Genomic DNA, 25,630 nt, shown 5'->3' on the forward strand with positions numbered 1-25,630 from the left:
TCTCAATCATGTATATTTTAGAAAAAACCAAAACTTGGATTCCTTTCGGTGTATTCTTATCCTTAACTTGGATTTTTGTACGTGGTGTCCACCCGCCCCTTTCTAATTTTCTCATCGAATTTGTTTTCGGTCTTGTAATCTGTTTGCCCATTGCATATGGCTTCCGAAAATTTTTCCCCGAATATGTTTCGATAGGGGCTATATTCTCCTCTTTTCCTTACATAGCGCTGTTTGTAATAGTTTTCCTGAGGGATTTGGTATCTGCAAACATCGATGTAGCATTTCGTATTTTAAACCCAAGCTTGCCCATTAAACCCGCGATTATTGTAGTCCCCCTTCGCGTAAAAAAACCCTTCTCTATCACAACCATAGCCAACAGTATTACTCTAACACCTGGGACTCTCACTCTAGATTATATTGAAGAAACGAATAGCCTATTGATCCATACAATTGACGGAAACGACGTCGAATCTATCCTTAAAACCATTCATATCTGGGAGGAATATGCACTCAATATCTTTCACGAATTGCCTACTAACACCCCTCTCAAAAAAGTTTTCTCTGACTCCGTAGGGGGCAATCGTGGCTGAACTATTCTCCTTCACTCTGCTTCTAACATCTGCCCTAATTCTGATTTCCATTCTCACTTTGTTTTGTGGCTATCGCGCATTTATAGGACCTACTGTCCCCGACCGTGTAATTGGGATCGATGCCATCGGAACCAATATCACTGCTATAGCCATATTGTTAGCCATTTTAACCTCATTTGATCACTTTGTTTTAGTAGGACTAGTGCTGGCCATTATCGGATTTATAAGCACAATTGCAGCGGCAAATTATATTTCAGAAAGTGAGGTTATCCAATGATCAATATGCATACTCTTTCTGTAGCCCTCAATTCAACACATTCACCACGGAGCATGTTTGTTATGTTCTTTATTATCTTAGGATGTTTCTTCCTCACTGTAGGTACACTTGGCCTCTTGAGATTACCTGATGTTTATAATCGACTCCACGCTACTAGTAAATCCACAACCCTCGGCGCAGCTTCTATTTTCTTTTCTGGATTTTTACATTATGGGTTCCAAGGAATGGGGTTGACATCTTTAGTCGGAGTCCTTTTTCTCTTTTTAACTGCACCGACAGGGGGTCATATGATTTCCCGAGCAGCTCAAAAAATGGGAGTTGAATTTTTCGGCGATGTCACGTGGCCCATCCACCCCGATTCTCAAACCCATTTAAATGAAGATGCAATTTCAGACGAAACAGAAGTTTAATCTGTCCTTTGATTTCTTTCTAATCTGTTTTTATCTCTTTGGATAATTCTTCCGCTATTTTTATACCAACCACCCTTTTCGAACCCTCCACTTCTATAATCTCCTCCATTCGGATAATCTTCACTTCTGTGTCTTCTAAGCCCATTACTCTTGCATTATTGGAAACAACAAATGCGAGCCCAACACGTTCTAAAAGTTCCTTCGACCGTTCAATAACTATTTTTTGGTCTTCTTCTATCTCTGCTTTGAACCCCACTATCACAATGTCTGGAAATTCCTTCCGAACTGCATCCACCAACTTGGGTTTCCGATGCAATTCCAATTGTATACTTTCCCTACCTGATCTTAATTTTTGTTTTAATGGATCCATGCCATAGTCTGAGATGGCAGCGGCAGAAACCAATACATCAGCTTCGCGTGAAAGATTTATTACCCTTTCAATCATTTCTTCTGCACTTTGTACTTGGTATGTATCGACATATGGGATATTCTTTCCACTATGTACTAGACTTACTTTTGCCCCCTTTATGTAACAGCCTCTGGCAACATTTTCTCCCATTTTCCCCGAGGAAAGGTTCGTAATAACTCGTATAGGATCAATTTGCTCACGAGTGCCTCCCGAAGTAACTATTATATGTTTCCCCCCGAGTGGTTTTAAATCAACAGCCCTCTCTACCTCGACAATTATAGTCTCTGTGTCTGCTATTTTTGCCTTTCCTTCTTCCACAACTGGATCTGCAAAATTAACTCCCCATGACTCGAGCCGTTCTTGTGCTTCAATGATTCCGGGATGATTTGCCATAGGTTCATGCATAGCAGGAGCAACAACTATCGGTATTCCCGATCCGATTGCCGTAGTTACACATGTAGTTACGCAGGTATCATCAATCGCTGCTGCCATTTTACCAATCGTATTTGCCGTTGCTGGGGCAATTAATAGTACATCTGCCCATCCATTCTCCCCACATAGCTCTATATGTTCTACTTTACCTGTTATCTCTGTGACAACTGCATTCCCCGTTGCATATTCCACTGCCCACGGGTGGATAATTTTTGTTGCATCCGATGTGATAATTCCCCTCACATTGGCCCCTCTTCGTTTGAATTCGTGAGCAATTTCTACAACCCTGACTGCAGCAATGCTACCTGTAATCCCTATTGCCACATTCACTCCTTTGAGCATCTATTAGGTATCTCTGAATTCCCCATTTAATAACATGGCGATGTGTATGGGGACTTTTTATAGATATTCTCCCATTTTGATTTACTTCCACGCCATTTTTTCTAATAAAAACCAATAGACTGAGCATCATTTTTTCTTTACACGTTTAATCTCATCTATTCCCACCATAAGCGCAATGCACTTATACTTACCTTGGCAATCGGGCGGATAGGTACACGCAAGTGCGAATTCTCATAATCGGCGCCGGACAAGTTGGATACAGTATCGCAGAAAACCTATCCGATGCGCATCAAATCGTGGTTATGGATATCGATCCCGTTCGCGTCTCTGAGTTGACGTATTCGCTTGACGTCCTGGCAATCTGCGGGGATGGAAACGATCTTCAAAATATAGAAGAAGTAGGTGAAGTAGATCTGATTATAGCTTGCACCAATGACGACGAAAAAAACCTCATTGCGTGCGAGTCAGTCAAGTTACTTGGAGATACATTCACCGTTGCAAGAATAAAAAATTCCACTTTATTTAATTCATGGTCCCACTCCGAAGGCGCATTCGGAGTCGATTTCATGGCTTGTTCTGACCGATTAACTGCAGAAGCAATTGTCAATATAGCAGGGATACCTGCTGCCCTCGATGCTGACTCTTTTGCAGAGGGAAAAGTGCAAATGGCCGAGTTCGAAATCCGTCCCACTAGTACACTTCTCGATCAAACTATAAGTGAAGCAGATCAATTTGAGTCTTTAACCTTCGCCGCCATCATTACCGAAGATGAGATCATTATACCTAGTGGCTCTACCAAAATTCCCCTTGGATCTAGATTGGTGGTCATTGGGACTCCTAAAAGCGTTCAAGACTTTTCTTCCACAATCGAACCAACCATTACCGACATTAAAAGTACAGTTATCCTTGGAGGGAGTCCCATCTCCGCAGAAATAGCGTCCATTTTTACAACCCGTGGTATGTCTTCCACCTTGATGACCTCTGAAAAAGAATTATCACTCAAACTAGCAGAAAAATTACCCGATACTATAGTCATGTGCCATGACGTAACTGATATCGATTTCCTTGAATCTGAAAACGTAACTCAATCTAATCTAGTAGTCGTACATTTAGGTTCCGACGAAGAAACTCTCTTAGTATCTTTGTTAGTCAAACAATTAGGTGCTCCTCGAATAGCAGCAGTTGTCAATTCTGGAAACTATATTTCTTTATTCAAAAATGTTGGTATAGATGTGGCTGTTAACCCCCGGGAAGTCACCGCAGAAGCCCTTATTCATTTCACCCATAATATAAATACAAAGCATGTGGCAATTCTAGATTCTGACAGAGTAGAAATTCTTGAAATTGAAATTGATTCCAGTAGTAAACTATCTGGTAGAAGTGTCCAAGAAATAACTTCCAAAATACCTTCTTCTATCGTAATAGGGGCCATAGTTAGAGGCGGTGAAGTTCTTGCTCCTAGAGGTGACACAATGATACAAAATGGAGATAACATTGTAATTCTTATCGATGTATCTGTATCTGATAAAATCCTTAAACAATTATGACCTCCCGGATAAATTGGAAAGCTTCACTGAGTCTCACTGGTACTATTACTAAATGGTTAGCAATCGCACTTTTGCTACCTCTTTTCGTTGCAATCTATTATGGGGATCCCCTTCTCCCATTCATAATAACAATGGGAATCGCCCTATTTATTGGGTCGTTTTTCGAAAGACTAGATCCTGATCCGCACATGAGCTTGAGGGATAGTTTTCTGATGCTAGTACTTGCTTGGATCACGGTCGCATGTATTGGTGCAATTCCATACTTAATCGCAACAGCGGGAACTACTTCCACTCTAGCTAGCCCGATAAATGCCCTATTCGAAAGTGTTAGTGGGTTCACTACCACTGGCGCTACAGTCATAGGCGATTTGTCTGCTGATCACTACACACCTTCTATTTTATTATGGCGCCAATTTACCCAATGGCTAGGTGGGATGGGAATCGTCGTTCTTGCCCTAGCCATAATACCTGAACTGTCTCCTGGAGGGGCACGCCTACTCGACGCAGAAGCACCTGGTCCTCGAATCAAAAAACTCACTCCCCGAATAGCTGAAACAGCACGTTTTTTTTGGATAGTTTACCTTGGAATCACCTTTCTTGAAGTCTTCCTATTGTATGGACTCCATATAATCGGACTTGCCCCAAATATGGATTTTTACAATGCACTTTGTCATGGATTCACGACATTAGCTTCTGGAGGTTTCTCTCCTGCAGCACGTAGCATTGAGACATTTTCAGCAGCAGTCCAATGGGTAATTATCCCCTTCATGATAGCTTCAGGAACTAACTTTGCTTTATTCTTCCATTTCCTAAAAGGCGATCGAAAAATTTTCTTGAAAGATAAAGAATTCAAATACTATTTCATCTTGATAGGCATTATTGCGACAATATTCACTATCTTATTTTTAAACAGTAACTTCTCAGGTTCTGCTTTCCAACAAACAACCATTCTCACTACTGTTAGGCATGCCATTTTCCAAACAGTTTCTGTAGTCACTACTACTGGTTATGTAAGTTTTGATTTTACAATATTAAGCCTACCTGTCCAATATTTATTGCTCTTTTGCATGTTCATTGGAGGCAGCATTGGATCGACCAGTTGTTCTATTAAAATTCTTCGTTGGATAGTCATTTTAAAATCTCTTAGAAAAAATCTTTTTTCACTTATTCATCCCAATGCGGTCTTACCCCTCCGGTTTAATGATAGTATCTATGACGATTCCGAGATCAAAAAAATTCATGCATTCACCCTTCTGTTCATCTTAATTTTCGCCATTTCTACCATTTTTGTAGTCCTCGATGCATCCCGCGTTGGAATTAATCTATCTTTACTCGAAGCGATGGGAGCTGTTGCGGCAACTCTTGGAAATTTTGGTCCCTCTTTCGGACCCTCTGGTCCTATGGGTAATTATCTCCTGTTCCCTTGGACCTCGAAACTTTATATGTCCATTCTGATGATTGCAGGACGATTGGAAATTTTCCCCCTCATCGTTTTACTAACAAGAGCATTCTGGAAATCCTAAGCCCTTTTACTATAATTGCCCACTCTTACCTATTTCTACTCTATACTGGAATTGATTCCAATGCCCTTTCTATTATCCTAAGTGAATTGGGTCCCTCTTTCCATTCCACTACAATCTGTATTTCTCCCCTCGAAATACTCGCCTCAATTATCCGTATCTCATTCATATGACAAACCAAGATTAAATGACTTAATATTTTTGCATCTACTGGACCTTCAACCATGATCTTTACCTGTTGATTAGTTTCATCAGAACTAATTGTTATATTCGCATCAATTCTTTCCATTTCCAACGGTGGAAGCTCTTTATTCAAACGTTGCAATGATACTGAAACTGCTGTGTCTTGCCCTTCTAAATCTAACATGCGCGCAGCTGCAGAATAATTAACTATTCCTGCTCTAATCGCATCATATAGATATGGGGTTTTTCTTACTTCTCTCCGCGTAATGGCTGCGAGTGACATACTACCTTCTGTAGTGCCTTATAAAACAAAAACTATGCTGTGTTCATGTTCTGATCAATTGATATGCAATATACGTTCCTGCCATTATCACCGCCACACCTATTATGATTATCCAATTTTGTATAATTGCGAGCGAGGTGGCTGCCATTGTGATGGCAATCATCATCAATGCCACCAACGGAAGTCTTCCCGTGGGCATTACGGGATCTTTATCCACCACTCTTGGTTTTGGAATTGATAGTTTCTCATCCACTATGATCTGCGTTCTAATCTTTTTTGAGTCTTTTATTATAACCGTAGCATACGCAGTCTCAGACCCATGTCCGGTTACTATTTTTACCCATCCTTCTATCTCTGGAGTATTTTCTCTCACTCGGATTTCAAGTCTCACATTTTCCTGTTCTTTTAAAAACCGATTCGACGTACCCATATATGCAAACTCTGCAAGTTCATCGCTAAGCTGTAAGTAAACGTGACATGGAGCACCGTTATTATATAATATCACTCCAAATGATCCACTTACTTCTATCGGAGATTCTTCCACTTCAATCGAATTTGGAAAGGCTCTATTAATTTGGATCTCTAGATCTGCAGACACAGTCTGTATATGGCAGAACAAGGTAAAAAGATATCTGGCAAGCTAGTTTGAATTTTCTAACGTAAATCGGGGGGGAGCATATTTGGTATCTCCTCTTCAATGGGATATTTTTCCCCACACTCTGTGCATGTAAGAGTTCCAGTTATAATCTTGTCTTCTTTCTCTTCAACCACGTTTAGTTCTAGTTCTTTCTTGCAAACCGGACAACAAAGAATATCAAGAAGATCTTTTCTCATGACCCTTAAGAAAACACATAGTATTAAAAATGTGACGGGATCTCTACCAATTAAATGGTTTTCTCTTCAAAATAGTCTCAGATCGACTCGGGCCCACTCCAATTGCTATCACATCAGCATCAACTTCAGACGCCACGTAATTTATATATCTTTGAGCCTGTTCCGGCAAAGAATCATACCCACTTTCTGCTATCTTCGACCAATCACATTCTGGCCAACCTGAAAAATTTCTATATTCGGCCCGACATTCTCCCCACAATTCTGTTGTGGGGGGCAAAACACGTATACTTTCGCCCCTAAATTCATATGATTCTGCCACTTTTATGTCTCCCATTCCCGCAAGTACATCTATATGGTTAATAACAATTCCTGTAAACCCATTCACCCGCGCAGCATGGCGCAACATTGGCATGTCCAACCACCCAACTCTTCTAGGTCGACCCGTCACCGTTCCATATTCTCCTCCCCTCTCTCTAAGGTCATCTGCAAAATCACCTTCCAATTCTGTAGGCAAGGGACCTGTACCCACTCGCGACAGATATGCTTTAACTATTCCTATAATCTCTCCCTTTCCTATTATCTGAGGAGACACTCCACTCCCTGTCGCAGCATACCCCGAAGATGAATTAGATGACGTAACATGTGGGTAGATTCCATGATCTATATCTAGTGATGTCCCCTGCGCACCTTCGAATATGACTTTGGCCCCCACTTTTATTTGCTCCGTTATAAAATCCCCTGATACAATGGCCATATTTTCCTTTTCAATTCTCTCAGCATAAGCACAGTATTCTCTATATATGGTTTCTAGATCAAATGACTCATCAATAACCGAACCAATCACATCTGAAGCCATTTTCGACCTTTTCTGAGTTAAGTATTCAAGCTTCTCCCAAAAAAGATTTTTATCAAGAAGATCCCCCACCCTGATCCCCCTTCGAGCCGATTTATCTTCATAGGTGGGTCCAATACCTCTTCCTGTGGTCCCCGCATCCATTTTCTTTTTCTTTTTAGCAACCTCTTCTAGGTTATCTGCAACCTTATGAAATGGAAATATCACATGAGCCCTCTGAGAAATGTATATCTCAGGATCAATTCCCCTCTCCCGTAAACCATCAATTTCGTCAAATAATGTCTTCGGATTTATCACACACCCATTTCCTAAAACTCCAACCTTTCCACTAATCGCACCACTAGGTACGAGTGATAATTGATATTTCTCCCCTTCTATGACCACTGTGTGGCCCGCATTATCGCCCCCTTGATATCTAACAACTATGTCTGCTTCATCACAAAATATATCGACAATGCGCCCCTTTCCTTCATCCCCTAATTGAGAACCAACAATTGTTACGCTCATTCCTTCCACTTCCTTTTCTGTACACTCTGCGTATACATATTCCGATCCCTCGCCGTATACAAATCCCCACACCCGCCCTCTTGAAATAGAAAAACGTACCTCAATTTTTCTGTTATTTTTTATTTCAATTACCCAAAAATAGTTCTACATTCCACTGAAAACCGTAAAAAGACTTTTATCATCCTTTCACCTACACTGGCTATGATCGATCGCCTCGAAAAAGAAGTCGAGATGTTGCATAGACATCTTGAGATTCTCCAGTTAGTCATTTCTAGTGAACCTATTGGAATAGTGAAAATGTCTAATGAAACTGGACTCCAGCATCATAAAATAAGATATTCTCTCCGCGTTTTAGAAGAAGGTGGTTTGATAGCGCCTTCTAGCCAAGGTGCCATTTGCACTGAAAACACTGGAGCATTCGTCGAAAGTCTAGGTTCTAAGCTAGACGACATTAGGTCTAGCTTGAACTCACTAGGTATTCCTTCTCCCGACGATTCTTAAAACTCTATAATTCTGGAAATACTAGGTGTACTTCTTCTCCCTCTCTACAATCGACCAATCCAAGATAATATTTACTCTTTCTTGAAACTTTGACCCTTGGATCTTTGATCTTTGAATCTCCCCTTTTTAAACGGCTTCTTCCTTTTATTTTTTTCGTAGCAACCTCTCGAGTTTCTTTCGAGTGATAGCTTGAACTAACTAAGAATGCCGCTACAAATGCGTCTTCATATTCTGCAACTTTGGAGGCAGACTCTACCAATTCTGTTATCATTTCCCCTCCTGTTGGGTCAACATCATCATTTATGTTGGCCACAATAAGCGGTCTTCCTTCTACATCGTCCATAATGACGTCAAATCTATATCTTCGAGAGTCACCTTCCTTTTCAAAAGTTTCTACTACACTTCGTAATCGGACCCTTTCAATCTGTGGAATCGCTCTATATAACGATTTCAAAAGTTTGACATTTTCTGTTCCTTTAATCTCATAAGGAAGTGTAAGGTATGCCCATTCTGCAAACCTGTATTCTGGTGTCTTACGTATGTATTCCTTAACTTCTTCTGTACCTCTTTTCCCTTTCACCAATGTCTTATCTGCCTTAAATCTGCTATGGATCTCATATTTTAAATTCGCTTTAACCGCATCGATGCCATACTTTTGCTTCCTATTTAATGATTTTAATAGAGTCGGACCATCATCTTTTTTATACCTAATGAATATATTCGATTTCTCTTTGGCCAATTCTTCATCTACTATATTTTCGACAGTCTCCCCTCCTTGAGCTTCTTGACTCACTTCAAAAGTAACTCTTTCCGATATGTCTGGATCATTTTGATTTGCTTCTATCTCTTCTATGATCTCTTTCAATCCCCCCTCTTCTATCACCTCCGCTTTAATTTCTCTCCCCTTTTCTTTTTTGAGTGCAACTACCATGGCCCCATCTTTAGTAGGATCAATTGACGGTACCACTCTAGATTTTCTCCATTCCATTTCCCCCTTGAATTTCTCCCCTTCCACACCCTCTGTTATTACTTCCCTTGGAGAATCTTCACTCGAGACCCCCGGGACCGATTCCACTTCCGGAACAACCTCTCTTTCTTCTACTTCTTCCTCCACAATTTCGCCTTCACTTTGGACTTCCGTTTCTATAATTCCTTGGTGCAGATTTTCGGTACTTTCTGCTTCTGGAATTGAGATGGGTTTTATCCCCACCGAATTCACTTCATAAATTCCAACTTCTTCTTTCGTTCCCTCTCGTGCTTCTTCATCTGTAATCAATCGATTGATATTTCCAATAAATGCCACGTCCATTGATCTGCCCCTATGATAAACAATATAATAATCCCCGCTCAGAACATTCTTTGAAAGTTCTAAATATCCTGTAAATTCCGCTTCCCTTAGCATAACATCAACCTCTTCAATTGGCTTATCATCTGTGTAGTATTGCATTCCCTTTTCTTTAACCGAAGTTTGCATGGAAAAAAGCAAAGGAAGTGAAGGGTGTGGTGAAATATAGATGCTCCCTTCATTCCGCTCAAAGTCTTCTATCCCCCCGTTATCTATTCCTACAATTTTTCCATTAAGCATAAACATCGACGAATCGCCCACCACAATAACACCAGAAAAACTCTCCCTCTCCATTTCTCGAAGTTCTGCATACCCTCGTAAAAAAGAACGCCTTTCCCACAATTCCATCCTCGAGAGTATGCTCTGCTCCATACACTGCATTTCGGCCCGAATGTTGTAATTAGTTTCGGTTCCCACCGAACACTTGTTTTAAAATAACAAATGATGAAACTACAAGTGGAAATCGAACAATTTCTAGACACTCATTTATTGCTATCGCTACTGCTATATTTCCCACCGTTGGATCAATCGAATCGAGAGAAATAATCGAATCTAACCGAATCCATTTAAGGAACGAAATTACATCCGCCCCTCCTATCAGCCCATATTCAAGTAATAAAAATATTATGGCCCCTGAACACGCCCATATTGCAGTCCAATATATGAAAAAAAATATTCCATATTCTTTGATAATTTTTTTCCAACCCATTACTCACACCCTTCAAAACTCCCTGTAAAATGACTATAACCTTCTCTCAGCATCCTCTGCTAGCTCCCCCATTCGCTTGGATAGCCTACCCGCATTTGAAAACTCATAATCACTCATGGCGTTCGCAAGGGATTGTCCCAGAACAAAAACGGCGTGTTTGTGTTCACTTTTAGATTTGTGTACGTGAGATGGATTCACGTCAAGAACTTCATAAGGTGAAAACACTTCAATATCAATTTCTTCCTGTTGTACAAAATAATCCATTATTACCGCTAAGTGACTATGCAATTGAATTAACTCCTCTTTGTGCATGCTCTTACTCTGAACCTGTACTCTGTTAAATATTGCCTGTGACGAGTTAAACTATGACTCACTCCCTTCATTTTCACCCCTTTCTATCGATTTTAACACTTTTAACTACCTGAATTTTAACGATGCCTTATCGTTCTCTTTGGTAAGGTCCAAATACGTGGTTGAGGTATCATTACTATAGATGCCCGCATCCGCTCAATATGACAGTGTAGACCTCGTACATTCTCCCTTTGAGAAAGGAGTCTTAGTCAGCCGAAGCGTCAATCTTCCCTACATCGATGTTGATTCGGTTTTCCGCATGATGGAGTCCCCCCGAATTATTTGGTCTTCCCCCCAACAACCGTTCTCTCTCTCTTTTGGAGCTGCAATTACTCTATGTGCTTCCGGAGAAAACAGATTTGAACAAATAAAACAAGCGGCAACTCTCTCGCTATCTGATATTGACATCGCCACCACCAGTGACAATATACCTGCATTAAAATTTTTTGGTGGATTTTCCTTTGATGCACATCATAAAGAATCTCCACTTTGGTCTGGATTCCCTTCTGCCCTTTTCATCTTACCAAGGGCTCAACTTGTCCAATCCAAAAATGGATTTGAATTGACCTTAAACGAATATGGTACTGATATTGACCCTATTCAAGTTGAACTCAATCTTATGTCTTTAAAATCTAGTTTAGAATCAATACCAACCTCTCCTCGATCCCCTCCATCTGTGCAAATACTCAAATTAACTCCTTCGGTTTCCAACCAACTCTGGGCCTCTCAATTAACCGAAGTTTTAGATACAATCAAAAATGGACCTCTGGAAAAAGTTGTTCTTGCCCAGTCGCTCCAAGCAACCTTGGAGCAGCCTCTCATCCCTCTCAATACATTCTACAAACTACGTGACCAAAACCCAGGATGTTACCATTTTCTTTTCGAACCCGTTGACGGGAATACAATGTTTGGGGCCACACCAGAGCTCTTAGTTTCACGAGATGGGGACGTTATCCAAACGGAAGCATTGGCTGGATCTATAGCAAGAGGGAATTCGGAATCATCCGATTTGGCGTTATCACAAGAACTACTAACAAGTTCTAAGAATCAACATGAACATTCAATAGTTCTCGAAACTCTGAAATCAAAAATCAGCTCCTTCGCCACCGATATCGAAATCACACCTCAAAAAATCAAAAAACTAGAAACGGTTCAACATATCTGGACGACCCTGAAGGCCACAATAGATGCAAGTGATCACATTTTATCTATAGCAAGTGCATTCCATCCCACACCTGCTATCAGTGGAATTCCCTCAAACCTAGCCCAAGATGTAATTAACTCCATAGAACCATTCGAACGTGGCTGGTATGGTGGCCTATTTGGCTGGTTTGATTCTGATGGAAATGGTGAATTTGCCGTTTCTATTCGATCTGCAATCGCACATAAAAATGAGGTTATGTTATATGCGGGTGCTGGAATCGTCCCCAATTCTAATCCTCAAGAGGAATGGAATGAAATCCAATTAAAATTCCAACCCATCCTAAATTCCCTTACTCAATCATGATTTCACACAACGTAAACACTTTGTGGGGTCAGGCAATCGTAGAAGAACTACTCCATGCAGGGGTTAAACACGCCTGCATAACTCCAGGCGGCCGATCTGCCCCTTTGTCTTTTGCCATGTTAACCAATCCTGAATTCACCACATATGTCCACTTAGACGAACGATCAGCTGGGTTTTTTGCACTCGGGCGAGCAAAAAGAACTGGGGTCCCCACTCCTATTGTTTGCACATCGGGAACTGCAGTTGCAAATCTCCACCCCTCTGTGATTGAAGCTGACCTTTCTCGTACACCTATGTTACTATTCACCGCAGATCGCCCCTCCGATCTTCTTCATAGTGGATCAAACCAAACTATTTCTCAGGACAATATTTTCTCCAAATCAGCGCGTTGGAACCGCACCCTCCCCGAACCCGAACTCAACGAACGAAAATTTCGCTCCCTTCGTTCTGCTATCGCTAGATCCCTGTCTGAGTGCAACGGTATGTCTCCCGGACCTGTACATCTCAACGTCCCATTTAGAAAACCCCTCGAACCCAATGACACTCCCGATGAATCTGTTATTGATTTTATAGCAAACAACCCTCTCGCAGCCGAAGGCAGAACTGGTCCTTATACTAAAATCACATCTGGAAAATCTATCATTTCCGATGAAGATCTACTAAGAATTTCCAACCTACTTTCCGAATCTGAAAATGGTTTAATCATAGCTGGGCCCTCTAATCCCAATTCAATTTCTCCAGATTCCCTCTCTCTTTTGTCAAACTCTCTTGGATTTCCTATTTTGGCAGACTCCTTATCTGGACTCCGATTCGGCAAACATGTCGAATCATCACACATCTGCGGGGGATATGATTCCTATCTAAATCCTATTACTACCAAAAATTGGCCAAATCCTGATGTTATCATCCGATTTGGTGCCGCTCCTATCTCCCTCTCCCTTCAAAATTATCTACTTAGAAGTGGGGCCTATGAATTATTGATAGACCCAACAGGGAAAGCACGTGACCCTGCATTCTCGTCTTCCGAACTCGTCTCATGCGATCCAACTTGGTTCTCAAATTCTATATCTAGTAGATTGTCCCTCGACCCCCATGATCTATCTAATCATTTCCTTTCTGCAGAATCTGACTATTGGGCATTAATTGATTCCCAGAATTCTTTCTTTGAAGGTTCAATAGCATCCTCCCTCTTAGATATCTCCCCCGCCAACTCAACAATCATTGTATCAAATAGCATGCCAATTCGGGATATCGACCGTTTCGGAAAGCCCGCTTCCAAACAACTTACTTTGATTGGAAATCGTGGTGCAAGCGGGATCGACGGAGTAATAAGCACTGCCCTTGGCGCGGCCAGTTCCACAACCGACCAAGTCACTTTGTTAATTGGAGATGTCGCCTATTACCACGACCTGTCCGGATTAATAGCTCTTAATAAATTTAATCTTAAATTGATCATCATTGAAATTAACAACAATGGGGGCGGTATATTCTATAGATTACCTATATCAAAACACGACCCACCTTTCACTTCTGGGTTCCGAACACCCCACGATCTAGATTTGTCCCACTCCTCGAATTTATATGGGTTTGATTTCACCCGCGTATCTACCATTGAGGATTTCAATTTGGAATATGAATCTGCCCTTAACCAAAACAAATCCTGCGTTATTGAAGTTATCAGTGACCCCTTGGAAAATCAATCAACACGCGAGAATTTACAGAATACTGTCATCCAAAATATTTAATCGATACCTAAAAAAGAAACCCCCATCTTTTTCGATTCTCCCCGCCAATTACTCTTATATGACGTCTTCCATTATGGACGAAACCAGATGGGTTTCTGTAGATCTAGCAAAATTTGAGGATATAACTTACCATAAAGAAAAAGATGGAAATTCCGTACGAATAGCATTCAATAGACCCGAAGTCCGAAACGCCTTTCGGCCAAAAACAGTCGACGAGTTGTATGCCGCGCTAGACCATGCTAGAATGCAAAACGATGTCGCATGTGTCATTTTAACAGGAAATGGACCGTCTTCTAAAGATGGAGGATGGTCTTTTTGTTCAGGAGGGGATCAAAACTACAGGGGCAATGATGGATATGAATATCAAGATACTTCTTCTACTGGCCGTTTGCACATACTCGAAGTCCAAAGGCTCATCCGGTTTATGCCAAAACCCGTTATTGCAGTCGTACCCGGGTGGGCCGTTGGAGGTGGGCATAGTTTACACGTTGTTTGTGATTTGACTATCGCAAGTAAAGAACACGCAAAATTCCTTCAAACGGATGCCGACGTAGCGAGCTTTGACGGCGGATTTGGATCTGCGTATTTATCAAAACAAATTGGCCAAAAAAAGGCTAGAGAGGTATTTTTTGTAGGTAAAACTTACACCGCAGAAGAAGCAAAAGAAATGGGCATGGTTAATAAAGTGGTTCCTCATGTAGAATTGGAATCTGCCGCCCTGGATTGGGCTCACGAAATTAGCTCCAAATCCCCTACTGCTATTCGGATGCTCAAGTATGCTTTCAATTTAGCCGACGACGGTTTGGTAGGTCAACAATTATTCGCTGGAGAAGCAACTAGACTCGCGTACGGAACCGAAGAAGCAAAAGAAGGCAGAGATGCATTTCTCTCCAAACGAAAACCTGACTTTTCAAAAAGTCCCTGGCATTTTTAATCCAACCCCCATTCCAACTTCGTAACTATTTTTCCTCTCCCCGCATTCAATTCAAATTGTTATGACGCATGCCAAAGATTTTCTTACTAATCCGTGGGTAACTGCCATTCGTCTACATACACTTCCTGCTATTATTGCACCCATTTTTTTAGGAACGTGTATTGCATTCCATGATGGAATTCTCCACCCAACTGCGGTAGTTGTAATCGTGGCATGTGCCCTTCTAATCCAAATAGGAACGAATCTAGCAAATGATTACTACGATGCTCTAAATTCTGTAGATACTCCCGATAGAACCGGATTTGTCCGAGCAACAGCATCTGGACTCATACCCCCGACTCATATGAAACGGGCTTGGATATTTGTTTTTAGCATCGCAGTGCTACTTGGTTTTTATCTCCTGTATCTTGGAGGACTCCCAATTCTCTTAATAGGTTTACTCAGTATCGCCGCGGGAATACTTTATACCGGGGGTCCATATCCATTCGGTTACCATGGCCTCGGAGATCTATTCGTATTTATTTTCTTTGGTATCATTGCAGTTACAGGAACTTATTATATTCAAGCTGTAGCTACACTTTCATATTTTCCACTATGGTTCCCCCCTGGTACAATCACAACGATGTCGCTTATAGCTAGTATATCTATGGCCTCTCTCACCACTTCCATACTGGTTGTAAATAATATACGGGACATGGAAACCGACGAAAAAGCTGGGAAAATTACCCTATCCATCTATCTTGGAAAATTCTGGAGTAAAATGGAGTATTTATTTCTTATCTTATTGGCATTTGTCCCTCCGATATACTTCTACATATTTCTTAATTTTCCAAAAACTGTGCTACTCCCATTACTCGTATCCCCTTACGCAATTTCATTGGTATATCTAGTCCTTTCAGACCCTACTCCTCCCTCTTTCAATAAAATTTTAAAACATACGACTTTCTTGACACTATTTTTCTCTATTCTATTTGGATTTGGAATTTTTAACCCATTTTAACTCTCCCGACGTTCTCGAAAAAATTAATCTGATGGGTGGCATTTGTTATTATAATGATTTCGCTTCGCGAATTTTCTCTAACTCTCAATAAGCCCTTCTCCACCTCTTTTGGTACTCTTACTTCTAGAACCGGATTTCTCCTAAAAATTTCAGATTCAAAATCAGGAATTGGAGAATCTACCCCCCTCCACGGTTGGACTGAATCCTTGGCTTCTTGTAGGGCAGCATTAATTTCTGCAAAAAAAGATGCATCACTTGGCTCTCCCTTTGAAACCATACTAGAGTCTTTATCAACCACCCCATCCGCACGACATGGGTTTTCTCTTTCCTTACTCGACGACATCTCCCATTCTAAAGGAATCCCATTGTACCAATACTTAGGTTCTGATCATGTACATTCCATTCCTGTTAATATTCCAATTGGAGACTCTTCACTAACTTCTACTGTAAACCAGTGTACAGCCGCAGTCGATTCTGGCGCGAAATCTCTAAAAATAAAAATTGGAAAAAGACCCCTGAAAGAAGATTTAACAAGATTATCCGCCGTTAGAGCTGCTGTTGGACCTGATATAGAACTCAGGGCGGACGTAAACGGGGCGTGGTCCCTCAAACAAGCACAAAAAGCAATCGAAAAATTAGAACAAATTGATTTGGATTACCTAGAACAACCCCTGCCTATGCAAGATATAGAAGGGCACGCAATTCTTCGAAATGGACCTGTCAATATAGCCCTAGATGAATCTTTAATCTCGAATACCTTGGAAGAGATATACAAAATAGGGGCTGCAGATTTTGTCATATTAAAACCGATGGTATTAGGGGGAATCGACAATGCATATGCCCTCGCGAAAGAGGCTAGATCCCTAAACATAGAACCTATAATCACCACTACTATTGATGCAGTTGTCGCCCGAACTGCTGCAGTCCACTTAGCTGCTAGCTTATCTCCAATAAAAGCATGTGGTCTTGCAACTGGGCATATGCTAAAAGATGATGTCTCTCCCGACCCTGCTGTTCTAAAACAAGGGAATGTGATAGTTCCACAAAACCCTGGAAATGGTGTTTTTGTAGATTGGGGTTCTGTATGAAAGATCTCCTTTTTTATCGAAGTCACTCAACTCCAAATCAAGTCTCTCTCATAGACACCACCACCGATAAACATTGGACCTATTCTTCTCTCAACGATGAAGTTAATAAACTTTCTACAATCCTTCTTCAAGAGGGAATCCGGCCCATGGAAAAAGTTGGTCTCTTTCTTGATACCTCTGCACAATCCATTTTAACTATTTATGCTCTACTCCGAATAGGTTCATTATGCGTTCCCATTTCTAATAAATCTTCTTCGGAAGAAATATCCAATTTCATTAATACAGCGAAATTAAATAGACTATTCTGGCAAACTAATTCCCCTAAAGACCCTCTCGATTTTGGAATTCCATCCACTTCCCTTGAAACCCTTCCACCCACCTCCTCGATTAACCTCTCTGATATTTCCACTTCTATCCCTCACGAATCACAACTCGATGATACCTGCCTTTTGCTTTTCACCTCTGGTACAACTGGAATCTCTCCAAAAATTGTACCTCTCACATATCGAAATCTACTATCTAGTTCCATCTCCTCCGCACTCCGACTCAAAACAGATCCAAATGACATCTGGATATTGTATTTGCCGTTACATCACATGGGGGGACTCTCCCCTCTTTTTCGATCTATCATATCTGGAACAGCCATTGCCGCAATAGATTCTCCCTCTCCTCAAAATCTACAATTATGCATGCAGAAATATGGCATAACTTGTCTTTCTACAGTACCCACTTTGTTAACTAAGCTACTAAATGAACAAGTTGATCTATCAACTCTCCGAATTCTCCTACTTGGCGGTGGACCCATTCCGGAAAGCCTACTAGCTCAATGCAAATCACTTTCCATTCCCGTCCACCCCACTTATGGGGCAACAGAAGCATCTTCTCAAATAACAACCGCAACCCCCTCGGACTTGATAAAAAATCCCGGAACTGCGGGACGTCCTTTGAATTCATTAAACTTAGCTATCCAAAATGAACAAAACCAACTTGTAGATGAAGGCGAATGTGGAGAAATAATAGTTTCAGGACCAATGGTTTCAAAGGGCTATTTCTCCTATGACGCCCACCCCTCTTCAAAACTATCTAACCATACTTTTAGAACAGGGGACATTGGCTATGTGAGGGACGGTTTCTTGTGGATAATGGGCCGTATAGATGATCTAATTATAACCGGGGGAGAAAAAGTATATCCTGCAGAAATCGAAAATCTTCTCTTAACCCACCCTGCTGTCTCTGATGTAGCAGTTTTCTCAGAACCGGATGATAGATGGGGCTCTAAAATAGTAGCCATTGTAGTTAAAAATAGTCCCACTCTCTCCAAAGAAGAAATCATTTCATTTTGCCAAAAAAAGTTATCAAAATATAAAATTCCAAAAACAATCCATTTCGTCGATTCGATACCCAGAACTGTAACTGGAACTTTCAATTCTCTCACATTCACATCTAATAACAAATAAATGTCTTCCCCCCCTCATCACTCTTTATGGCTACTTATCGAGACGTCCAAAATTTAAGTGAGGACGAAAAAAACGGTCTTAAATTCATTTATGAATCTGGAGGCACTCATCAGAGTTTATTTTGGAAAACCCTTGGCTTAACATCCGCAAAAGGTGGAAAAATCATTTCCAAGTTAGTTGAACTAGGCTTTGTCACCAAAGAAGCAGTAACATTTGAGGGTAGCAAGACCTACGCAATTTCCCCAGAGCCTATTGAAATTGATTATTCTCTTCTCATGGCCGAAGGCCACCTTTCTCCTTTTATATCCCACCAAGATATCGATGAAAATTCTTCAGAATTCACTCAGTGGATATTGAGCTTACCCTCTCTTGAAGACCAATCCCCGTAGATTACTTTCAGTTATCTTTCCGCTGCACTCCCCACGCGTATCAATTTTTTCTCTTGAAATCTTGCACCAATAAATTGAATTCCAACCGGACCTTCCTCTTTATCCCATTCTGCAGGAACTGTGATGGCTGGTAATCCTGCAAGATTCACGGGAACTGTATTTGAGTCTGATAAATACATTTTAAGAGGATCCTTTTCACCCTCCCCTAATTTGAACGGGAGTACTGGCATCGTAGGGGATGCGACAACATCAACCCCCTTGAATGCATTTTCAAATTCTTTACGGACCCAGGCTTTCACCCTCTGCGCCTTTGCATAATATCTATCTTGATACCCTGCTGATAATGCGTATGTTCCTAAGAGAATTCTTCTTTTTACTTCTTTTCCAAATCCATTCTCCCTCGAAGCAGAGAACATTTGATTCCAATCTCCTCCAAAACCACCAGAAATGCCATACCTGACGCCATCATATCTAGCCAAATTAGAAGACGCTTCTGACATGGCAATTACGTAGTACGCCGCAACAGCCTTCTCAAGCGATGGGATTGTGATCTCTTTGATTATACCTCCTCTCTCTTCCAACCGACTCATCGATAATTCAAATGGATCTAACACATTTTTATCGATTCCATTTACTAGTTCTACTGGAATTCCCACTGTCATTCCTTCTATCTCTCCATCTGCACAGTCTGCATATTTGGTATCTCTCCCATCACTTGAACTAGTTGAATCTCTCACGTCCTCTCCTGCTATCACATCTAACAATTTGGCTGCACCTTCTACCGTTCTTGCTATGGGTCCAATTTGTTCTAACGAATTTGCATATGCCACCAGCCCGTACCGAGAAACTAGTCCGTAAGTAGGTTTGATACCCACAACACCACAGAATGCAGCTGGACATCTAATAGACCCTCCTGTATCCGTCCCTAAACCAAACATGGCTTCCCCCGAAGCAACAGCAGCGGCCGAGCCTCCCGACGATCCCCCTGCAACCCGACTCTCATCGTGCGGGTTCACTGTAGGCCCGAAATAAGATGTTTCTGTAGTTGTACCCATTCCAAATTCATCCATATTAGTTTTTCCCACTATGGTCGCACCCGCTGCTTTTATTTTGGCCACCACTGTGGCATCATAAGGTGGGACATAATCCTTTAACATAGCAGATCCACACGTAGTGCGTATGCCCTTAGTGGAAATATTATCTTTTATTGCAATCGTACACCCTTCTAAAGCCCCTTTCTTATTACTTTTTGACTCAATTTTTGTTATAAATGAATTAATATTTTTCATCGAACTTTAGGACCTTTAAAATAATCTTTTTTTGTGTTTTCGTCCACATTCTGAAAAACTTCCCCCCGTGGCAACGATTCTCCCTCTTCATCATCACGCAATACGTTTTTGACGTCCAATCGAATTTCAATTTCCGGGACTTCATCTAGAATCTCAAAATAGTTGATAATTTGCCCGAATTGTTTAGTAAAAATTTCCACTTCTTCATCTTCAAGGTCAATTTTGGCCAATTCTGAAATATGTTGGACCGTTTCTACATCAACTACAATCCGCTCACTCATACCATAGCTACTCTAGATCAGGCGGTAAGCTTTTCGAACCCGCCTTGCTACTTACCCTTCTTCTTTATACGGCGTTTCACTACTCTATCTACTCCTGATATACCCTGTGAGATGGTGGTCCATAGAGGGGTCCGTTGCCCCCACACTTCCATTCTACCTTCTCTAATGGATTCTATTATGCCCTCCACCGTGTCCTCTTCCGTTTGAACTTTCACTCCTGCCATTCCCACCATTCTCGCGATATGGGCATCGGAACCCCCTGTCATTGCAATCCCGTACTTTTCTGCAAAATTCTTCGCCCGTCTATTACCTCTCCCTGTAATCAATCTAGAATTATACACTTCAATGGCATCTACTTTGGATAGTCTCTCGTTTGAAATTTTAATTCCAACCCCATGTCTTGTTTTTTGGAACGGGTGTGGTACTATTGCAACTCCCCCCAATTCTTGAATGCGCTCAACAGTTTCTTCAAAAGAAAGTCCCTTGTCAACACGTTCGCGAATCCCAATAGCTAGGATATGGCCAACATCACTAGTCACTTCCATACCTGGGATTGCAATAATATCATATACAGAAGATTTTTTTTCTGCCTCCAAACTAGCATCAATTTCATCATGGTCTGTTATTGCTATGGCATCCAACCCAACAAGGCTAGCTCTTTCTAATAGATCTTCTACAGAATCTTTACCATCAAATGATAATTTCGAATGGGTGTGTAAGTCGGCTTTTATGAACATATTATCCGAATTTAGTCTCAGTTTGTCAAATTAAATCCTCTGCTTAAAAGTCACTCGAATCATTTATCCTTCTCTTATCTGCACAATCTGCGTCCCGCTAAAGTCATGTATTCAGTAAACCATACATTTACCAAGGGCCCTTTCCCTTTCAACATGACACTCACCAACCGCATCATCCCATGCATCGACGTAGATTTAGACCCAACTGGGAATGCAGTTGTATATACTGGCATCAACTTCGAAAATTTACGTTACACTGGTGACCCTGTAGAAATGGCACAAAAATATAATCAAGCGGGGGCAGACGAATTTGTTTTTCTAGATATAACTGCATCTTCCGATTCACGTTCTACAATGCTCAATGCAGTTTCGAACGTTGCAGATGAACTGTCCATCCCCCTCACAGTTGGGGGAGGAATCCGAACTAAAGAAGATGTTAAGAACACTCTTCGAGCTGGCGCAGACAAAGTTTCAATAAACACTGCTGCTCTATCTCGGCCTTCTTTAATAACTGAGTCCTCTGAGGCATTCGGCAATCAATGCATTGTGATTTCAATCGACGCACGGAGGAGATTCGACGAACACGGAGACCATTATGCCAAAATCAATGGAGAGTCTTGTTGGTTCGAATGCACTATTAAAGGCGGCCGCGAGGGAACTGGAATTGATGTTGTATCTTGGGTTCAAACTGCACAAAAACTTGGGGCGGGAGAGATATTTGTCAATTCAATCGATGCCGACGGAACTAAAGACGGATACGATATCCCTCTAACAAAATCTGTCTGCGATTCCGTTTCCACTCCTGTCATCGCTTCATCAGGGTGCGGATCGCCCCAACATATGTACGAAGTATTCGCAAACGCGGGGGCAAACGCAGCTCTAGCAGCCTCCATTTTCCACTTCGACGAGTATACGATTACAGAAACAAAAGAATATCTTCAATCCCATGGAATTCCCATTCGACTATAATTCTATTTAATCCCTATTTCACTGCAGCTTGATACGCTTTCAAGAACTCACCATATGCCTTCTCTATACTTTTTGTTGCATCACCAAGGGCCTCTAGTGGGTCTCTTCCATCAGTCTTCAGAGACAAAATAGGATCTATCTGCCCTCCTGACTGTATTGGATTTAAATCATATGTGGCAGCAGTTACGCCCTCTGTTTCTAGAAGGGCCCCTTTCAAAACATTCATGAACGTATGATTCTCCCCTTTGATTTCTATCATCAGCTCACTACTTTCTTTACTTAAAACCCGCAATTCCATAATATGTTTAACAATGTAGTACATCTAAAAGTTTCGTTCACGTCACGGACTTAAGTCAAAACGTTATATCTTTCAGAATGTCACACCGGATTCGGGAATAACGTTTGAACAAAACTGGGGGAAGTTTCGTTCTCCTAATAACAAGCCACTTTTATAGTTAATTGGCTTTTCATTTCTTAAATATGAACCCAAACAAAATGCGTGCCCTTGCATTTAAACAACACGGGGGGCCCGAAGTTTTGGAGTATGTAGACGTAAATGTACCTACCCTATCGCCCACTGATATGTTGGTCGAAGTCCGCGCATGTGCACTAAATCATCTTGATATTTTTGTAAGAGAAGGGATACCAGGATCTCACCTATCCTTTCCTCACATTTCCGGAGGTGATATCTCTGGAGTTGTAGTCGATGTTGGAACTCAAGTAAAAGAAGTAGCAAAAGGAGACCGTGTGTTAGTAGACCCTCGGATAACTTGTGGAAAGTGTAGCTACTGTCTGACCGGCGAATCTAATCGTTGTAAGGGAAAAGAACACGGAAACTTAGGCGAAGAGTACTGGGGTGGTTTAGCTGAATATGTCGTAGCACCTGCTAAAAACGCTATAAAAATGCCTGACCACGCAAACTTCGAAGAAGCCGCGGCTTTACCAATTGCATATGCCACCGCATGGAGGATGCTTGTCACCCGTGCAAAACTCCAACCTGGAGAATCTGTTCTAATTCTTGGGGCTTCTGGTGGACTTGGAACTGCAGGAGTTCAAATTGCAAATCTCATGGGGGCAGAAGTATATGCCGCCACTAGTACTGAAGAAAAAATGCAACTCGCACTCGAACGGGGTGCACACCACGTGATTAATTACGCGGAAGAAGATTTCTCACGTGCCATATGGGGCCTAACAGATAAACATGGGGTGGACGTTGTATTCGAACATGTCGGAAAAGAGACTTGGACTGGCAGCATTCGGTCCTTAGCAAATGGGGGTAGGGTTGTCACCTGCGGTGCAACCACGGGATACGATGCCATGACTGACATTCGATATCTATTCAGTAGAGAAATATCTATTTTAGGCAGCCGCGGATGGCAGAGGAAAGATCTGCAACAACTCTCTTCTGTTGTTTGGCGCGGCGAATTGACCCCCATCATCGATCGAACACTCCCCCTTGAAAGTGCTATTGATGGCCTTTTAGCAATGAAAAATAGAGACTTAACAGGCAAGGTGATAATAACCCCCTAATGTCCGTTTCAACTACGAATTTGGGGGAAATTTTCCATTCTTCTGTTATACAAAACCCCGCCAAAATAGCTCTCATCGACGGTGAGAGTGGGGTTGAAATATCCTTTCAACAGCTTGAAATCAATACGGCAAAAGTAAGGTCGATTCTCGATTCTATGAATATTTCAAAAGGGGACCGGATAGCGTTATTTTTTCCAAACCAGATAGAGTTCCTATATGCACTTTTTGGCTCAATGAGGGTCGGGGCCGTACCCGTGTTAATAAACATTGAATTGCCAATTGAAACTTGTTCTTATATAGTACGAGATGCTGGTGCCTCTCTAATTATATCTAGTTCTCAAAGCCATATTTTTCAAAAGGCCATCCAGTCTGCCCAGTCTTCCAAAATATCTGACATACTTTTCTCCTGTGACGAAAAAGACCATTTTCCTGCGGATTCCCCCGATCTTTCTTTCCACAACCTTTCCCACCTAATGGATGCTGCTACCCCCTTGAGTGGGTCTGTTGAAGTCTTACCAAATGATGCCGCATTCCAATCTTATACGAGCGGGTCAACTGGCAATCCAAAAGGTGTCGTGTTAACTCATGGGGGATCTACCTGGAATGCTAGTACAATTTGCAAATTCCATAGACTACAAGAATCTGACCGCGCAATTGTTGCTGCCCCCATGTACCATAGTAATGCACTAAATGGCGCGATAAAACCCATGCTTCTTGTTGGAGGGTCCACCGTTATTCTTCGCGGATTCGATTCGAAAAAAATGATCAAATCCATAGACAAATTCAAAGTCACTTATCTTCGCGGTGTCCCTGCCATGTTCAAACTTTTAGTCGATGATACTGATTCTTTATCTAAATATGATGTTTCTAGCATCGAATGGGCCGTATCTGGAAGTTCTAGTTTACCAGAATCTCTTATAACCTCTTTTGAAAGAATTTTCAATGCGCCCATGGGGATGGCATATGGTCTCACTGAGGGTGGGCCAATTGTTACTTTATCTCCTCGTGATGGGACTAGAAAACTAGGAAGCTCCGGTGTGCCTTTGCCCGGTGTGATAACTCATATAATTGACCCAATGACGAATGAGAAACTCCCCTCTGGAGACATAGGGGAATTAATCATTTCTAGTCCCGGACTGGGCTCCTATCACAATCTCCCCACTATAGAAAAATCCACTTTTGAATTGATTGGGGACTCTCGATTTTTACATACAGGGGATCTCGCCTACATAGACGATCAAGGATTCCACTACATCGTTGGCAGAATTGATGACATGATGAATGTTGGTGGGGAAAATGTCTACCCTGCAGAAGTTGAGTCACTGTTATCTGCACACCCTTCTGTCCGAGATGTTTGTGTAATCTCACTTCCCCATTCAATCAAAGGAGCCGCACCCGTTGCCCTTGTTATTGCAGATGAAACAAGTGAAGAGGAAATTAAACAATTTGCTTTAAACAATGGCCCTGCATATGCACATCCACGTCGGGTTTTATTTGTCCCAACATTGCCCCTTTCGGGCACTGGAAAAATAGATCGACTTGCGGCAAAGGACATCGCACTTCAACATTTCCCCGATCCATTATAATCCCCTCCAATTGCACATTCTCTAA

At 41.6% G+C, this 25,630-nt stretch carries 28 protein-coding genes; 16 read left to right on the plus strand and 12 right to left on the minus strand.

All coding sequences use genetic code 11. The annotated features are described in order from the left end of the window. Positions 1 to 8: 8 nt before the first annotated feature. The 3 genes from ACM9H2_RS01760 to mnhG are packed head-to-tail and all read left to right on the plus strand — an operon-like array spanning position 9 to position 1,277. Positions 9 to 590, plus strand: a complete 582-nt coding sequence (locus ACM9H2_RS01760) for a Na+/H+ antiporter subunit E (protein WP_415487553.1) — start codon at positions 9 to 11, stop codon at positions 588 to 590. Continuing rightward, on the plus strand, positions 580 to 867 hold the full coding sequence (locus ACM9H2_RS01765; RefSeq protein ID WP_415487656.1) for a monovalent cation/H+ antiporter complex subunit F: 288 nt from the start codon (positions 580 to 582) through the stop codon (positions 865 to 867). Before ACM9H2_RS01760 ends, ACM9H2_RS01765 begins: the two co-directional genes overlap by 11 nt. A gap of 5 nt (positions 868 to 872) precedes the next feature. Beyond that, complete coding sequence (gene mnhG, locus ACM9H2_RS01770; protein ID WP_415487658.1) at positions 873 to 1,277, plus strand: monovalent cation/H(+) antiporter subunit G; 405 nt, start codon at positions 873 to 875, stop codon at positions 1,275 to 1,277. Positions 1,278 to 1,296: 19 nt separating this feature from the next. Here the strand turns inward: mnhG and coaBC are convergent, their stop codons facing one another. Further along, a complete protein-coding gene (gene coaBC, locus ACM9H2_RS01775) occupies positions 1,297 to 2,460 on the minus strand; it encodes a bifunctional phosphopantothenoylcysteine decarboxylase/phosphopantothenate--cysteine ligase CoaBC (protein ID WP_415487555.1) in 1,164 nt (387 codons plus the stop codon). A gap of 221 nt (positions 2,461 to 2,681) precedes the next feature. Between coaBC and trkA the strand changes: the two genes are divergently transcribed. Next, entirely contained in the window at positions 2,682 to 4,007 is a 1,326-nt protein-coding gene (gene trkA, locus ACM9H2_RS01780) for a Trk system potassium transporter TrkA (RefSeq protein ID WP_415487557.1), read from the plus strand. Then, entirely contained in the window at positions 4,004 to 5,530 is a 1,527-nt protein-coding gene (locus tag ACM9H2_RS01785) for a TrkH family potassium uptake protein (protein WP_415487559.1), read from the plus strand. Before trkA ends, ACM9H2_RS01785 begins: the two co-directional genes overlap by 4 nt. Before the next feature lie 40 nt (positions 5,531 to 5,570). Here ACM9H2_RS01785 and ACM9H2_RS01790 read toward each other — a convergent pair whose 3' ends face one another. Genes ACM9H2_RS01790 through ACM9H2_RS01805 form a run of 4 tightly spaced genes read right to left on the minus strand, consistent with a single transcriptional unit; the run spans position 5,571 to position 8,187 of the window. After that, the gene (locus tag ACM9H2_RS01790; RefSeq protein WP_415487561.1) at positions 5,571 to 5,993 is read right to left on the minus strand and encodes a hypothetical protein; all 423 of its coding nucleotides are present in this window, start codon (positions 5,991 to 5,993) and stop codon (positions 5,571 to 5,573) included. A gap of 43 nt (positions 5,994 to 6,036) precedes the next feature. After that, positions 6,037 to 6,591, minus strand: a complete 555-nt coding sequence (locus tag ACM9H2_RS01795) for a hypothetical protein (RefSeq protein ID WP_415487563.1) — start codon at positions 6,589 to 6,591, stop codon at positions 6,037 to 6,039. Positions 6,592 to 6,647: 56 nt separating this feature from the next. Further along, positions 6,648 to 6,827 (minus strand): methytransferase partner Trm112, encoded by a 180-nt coding sequence (locus ACM9H2_RS01800; protein ID WP_415487565.1) that lies wholly within the window; start codon positions 6,825 to 6,827, stop codon positions 6,648 to 6,650. Between the two features lie 43 nt (positions 6,828 to 6,870). Then, on the minus strand, positions 6,871 to 8,187 hold the full coding sequence (locus ACM9H2_RS01805) for an adenylosuccinate synthase (protein ID WP_415487567.1): 1,317 nt from the start codon (positions 8,185 to 8,187) through the stop codon (positions 6,871 to 6,873). Between the two features lie 201 nt (positions 8,188 to 8,388). Here ACM9H2_RS01805 and ACM9H2_RS01810 point away from each other — a divergent pair, with 201 nt between their 5' ends. Next, on the plus strand, positions 8,389 to 8,688 hold the full coding sequence (locus ACM9H2_RS01810) for a hypothetical protein (protein WP_415487569.1): 300 nt from the start codon (positions 8,389 to 8,391) through the stop codon (positions 8,686 to 8,688). 4 nt (positions 8,689 to 8,692) lie between these two features. Here ACM9H2_RS01810 and ACM9H2_RS01815 read toward each other — a convergent pair whose 3' ends face one another. From ACM9H2_RS01815 to ACM9H2_RS01825, 3 genes are read right to left on the minus strand one after another with little or no spacing between them, the layout of a single operon-like run. Continuing rightward, complete coding sequence (locus ACM9H2_RS01815) at positions 8,693 to 10,405, minus strand: hypothetical protein (protein ID WP_415487571.1); 1,713 nt, start codon at positions 10,403 to 10,405, stop codon at positions 8,693 to 8,695. Between the two features lie 28 nt (positions 10,406 to 10,433). Then, positions 10,434 to 10,742: an FAM210A/B-like domain-containing protein gene (locus ACM9H2_RS01820; RefSeq protein WP_415487573.1), complete on the minus strand. Its 309-nt coding sequence runs from the start codon at positions 10,740 to 10,742 to the stop codon at positions 10,434 to 10,436. Between the two features lie 33 nt (positions 10,743 to 10,775). Continuing rightward, positions 10,776 to 11,054, minus strand: a complete 279-nt coding sequence (locus ACM9H2_RS01825; protein WP_415487575.1) for a UPF0058 family protein — start codon at positions 11,052 to 11,054, stop codon at positions 10,776 to 10,778. A gap of 181 nt (positions 11,055 to 11,235) precedes the next feature. Here ACM9H2_RS01825 and ACM9H2_RS01830 point away from each other — a divergent pair, with 181 nt between their 5' ends. The 7 genes from ACM9H2_RS01830 to ACM9H2_RS01860 all read left to right on the plus strand — a co-directional run bounded on the left by ACM9H2_RS01830 (position 11,236) and on the right by ACM9H2_RS01860 (position 19,213). Continuing rightward, positions 11,236 to 12,600 carry an isochorismate synthase gene (locus tag ACM9H2_RS01830; RefSeq protein WP_415487577.1) on the plus strand — a complete coding sequence of 455 codons (1,365 nt, stop codon included), beginning with the start codon at positions 11,236 to 11,238 and terminating at the stop codon, positions 12,598 to 12,600. After that, entirely contained in the window at positions 12,597 to 14,345 is a 1,749-nt protein-coding gene (gene menD / locus ACM9H2_RS01835) for a 2-succinyl-5-enolpyruvyl-6-hydroxy-3-cyclohexene-1-carboxylic-acid synthase (protein ID WP_415487579.1), read from the plus strand. The genes ACM9H2_RS01830 and menD overlap by 4 nt, the downstream gene beginning before the upstream one ends. Positions 14,346 to 14,403: 58 nt before the next feature. Then, positions 14,404 to 15,279, plus strand: a complete 876-nt coding sequence (locus ACM9H2_RS01840; protein WP_415487581.1) for a 1,4-dihydroxy-2-naphthoyl-CoA synthase — start codon at positions 14,404 to 14,406, stop codon at positions 15,277 to 15,279. A gap of 61 nt (positions 15,280 to 15,340) precedes the next feature. Beyond that, on the plus strand, positions 15,341 to 16,279 hold the full coding sequence (locus ACM9H2_RS01845) for a 1,4-dihydroxy-2-naphthoate polyprenyltransferase (RefSeq protein WP_415487583.1): 939 nt from the start codon (positions 15,341 to 15,343) through the stop codon (positions 16,277 to 16,279). 53 nt (positions 16,280 to 16,332) lie between these two features. After that, positions 16,333 to 17,367, plus strand: coding sequence for a mandelate racemase/muconate lactonizing enzyme family protein (locus ACM9H2_RS01850; RefSeq protein WP_415487585.1), 1,035 nt, complete (start codon positions 16,333 to 16,335; stop codon positions 17,365 to 17,367). After that, on the plus strand, positions 17,364 to 18,824 hold the full coding sequence (gene menE, locus ACM9H2_RS01855; RefSeq protein ID WP_415487587.1) for an o-succinylbenzoate--CoA ligase: 1,461 nt from the start codon (positions 17,364 to 17,366) through the stop codon (positions 18,822 to 18,824). The genes ACM9H2_RS01850 and menE overlap by 4 nt, the downstream gene beginning before the upstream one ends. Before the next feature lie 26 nt (positions 18,825 to 18,850). Further along, positions 18,851 to 19,213 carry a helix-turn-helix transcriptional regulator gene (locus ACM9H2_RS01860; RefSeq protein ID WP_415487589.1) on the plus strand — a complete coding sequence of 121 codons (363 nt, stop codon included), beginning with the start codon at positions 18,851 to 18,853 and terminating at the stop codon, positions 19,211 to 19,213. Between the two features lie 11 nt (positions 19,214 to 19,224). Here the strand turns inward: ACM9H2_RS01860 and gatA are convergent, their stop codons facing one another. The 3 genes from gatA to ACM9H2_RS01875 are packed head-to-tail and all read right to left on the minus strand — an operon-like array spanning position 19,225 to position 21,520. Further along, positions 19,225 to 20,502 carry an Asp-tRNA(Asn)/Glu-tRNA(Gln) amidotransferase subunit GatA gene (gene gatA, locus ACM9H2_RS01865; RefSeq protein WP_415487591.1) on the minus strand — a complete coding sequence of 426 codons (1,278 nt, stop codon included), beginning with the start codon at positions 20,500 to 20,502 and terminating at the stop codon, positions 19,225 to 19,227. Then, entirely contained in the window at positions 20,499 to 20,783 is a 285-nt protein-coding gene (gatC, locus tag ACM9H2_RS01870) for an Asp-tRNA(Asn)/Glu-tRNA(Gln) amidotransferase subunit GatC (RefSeq protein ID WP_415487593.1), read from the minus strand. The genes gatA and gatC overlap by 4 nt, the downstream gene beginning before the upstream one ends. A 47-nt stretch (positions 20,784 to 20,830) precedes the next feature. Next, on the minus strand, positions 20,831 to 21,520 hold the full coding sequence (locus tag ACM9H2_RS01875) for a PHP domain-containing protein (RefSeq protein WP_415487595.1): 690 nt from the start codon (positions 21,518 to 21,520) through the stop codon (positions 20,831 to 20,833). A 153-nt stretch (positions 21,521 to 21,673) separates the two neighbouring features. Here ACM9H2_RS01875 and hisF point away from each other — a divergent pair, with 153 nt between their 5' ends. Then, the gene (gene hisF, locus ACM9H2_RS01880) at positions 21,674 to 22,489 is read left to right on the plus strand and encodes an imidazole glycerol phosphate synthase subunit HisF (RefSeq protein WP_415487598.1); all 816 of its coding nucleotides are present in this window, start codon (positions 21,674 to 21,676) and stop codon (positions 22,487 to 22,489) included. 13 nt (positions 22,490 to 22,502) lie between these two features. On the opposite strand, the gene ACM9H2_RS01885 is transcribed toward hisF, so the two are convergent. Further along, on the minus strand, positions 22,503 to 22,787 hold the full coding sequence (locus tag ACM9H2_RS01885) for a DNA-directed RNA polymerase subunit L (RefSeq protein ID WP_415487600.1): 285 nt from the start codon (positions 22,785 to 22,787) through the stop codon (positions 22,503 to 22,505). Positions 22,788 to 22,969: 182 nt separating this feature from the next. Between ACM9H2_RS01885 and ACM9H2_RS01890 the strand changes: the two genes are divergently transcribed. Together ACM9H2_RS01890 and ACM9H2_RS01895 are read left to right on the plus strand one after the other, a co-directional pair. Next, complete coding sequence (locus tag ACM9H2_RS01890) at positions 22,970 to 24,019, plus strand: zinc-binding dehydrogenase (RefSeq protein ID WP_415487602.1); 1,050 nt, start codon at positions 22,970 to 22,972, stop codon at positions 24,017 to 24,019. Then, a complete protein-coding gene (locus tag ACM9H2_RS01895; protein ID WP_415487604.1) occupies positions 24,019 to 25,605 on the plus strand; it encodes a class I adenylate-forming enzyme family protein in 1,587 nt (528 codons plus the stop codon). The genes ACM9H2_RS01890 and ACM9H2_RS01895 overlap by 1 nt, the downstream gene beginning before the upstream one ends. The last annotated feature ends 25 nt before the right edge of the window (positions 25,606 to 25,630 follow it).

This window comes from Candidatus Hikarchaeum yamanae, assembly GCF_009889665.1.
Taxonomy (GTDB): Archaea; Halobacteriota; Halobacteria; order Halobacteriales; family Hikarchaeaceae; genus Hikarchaeum; species Hikarchaeum yamanae.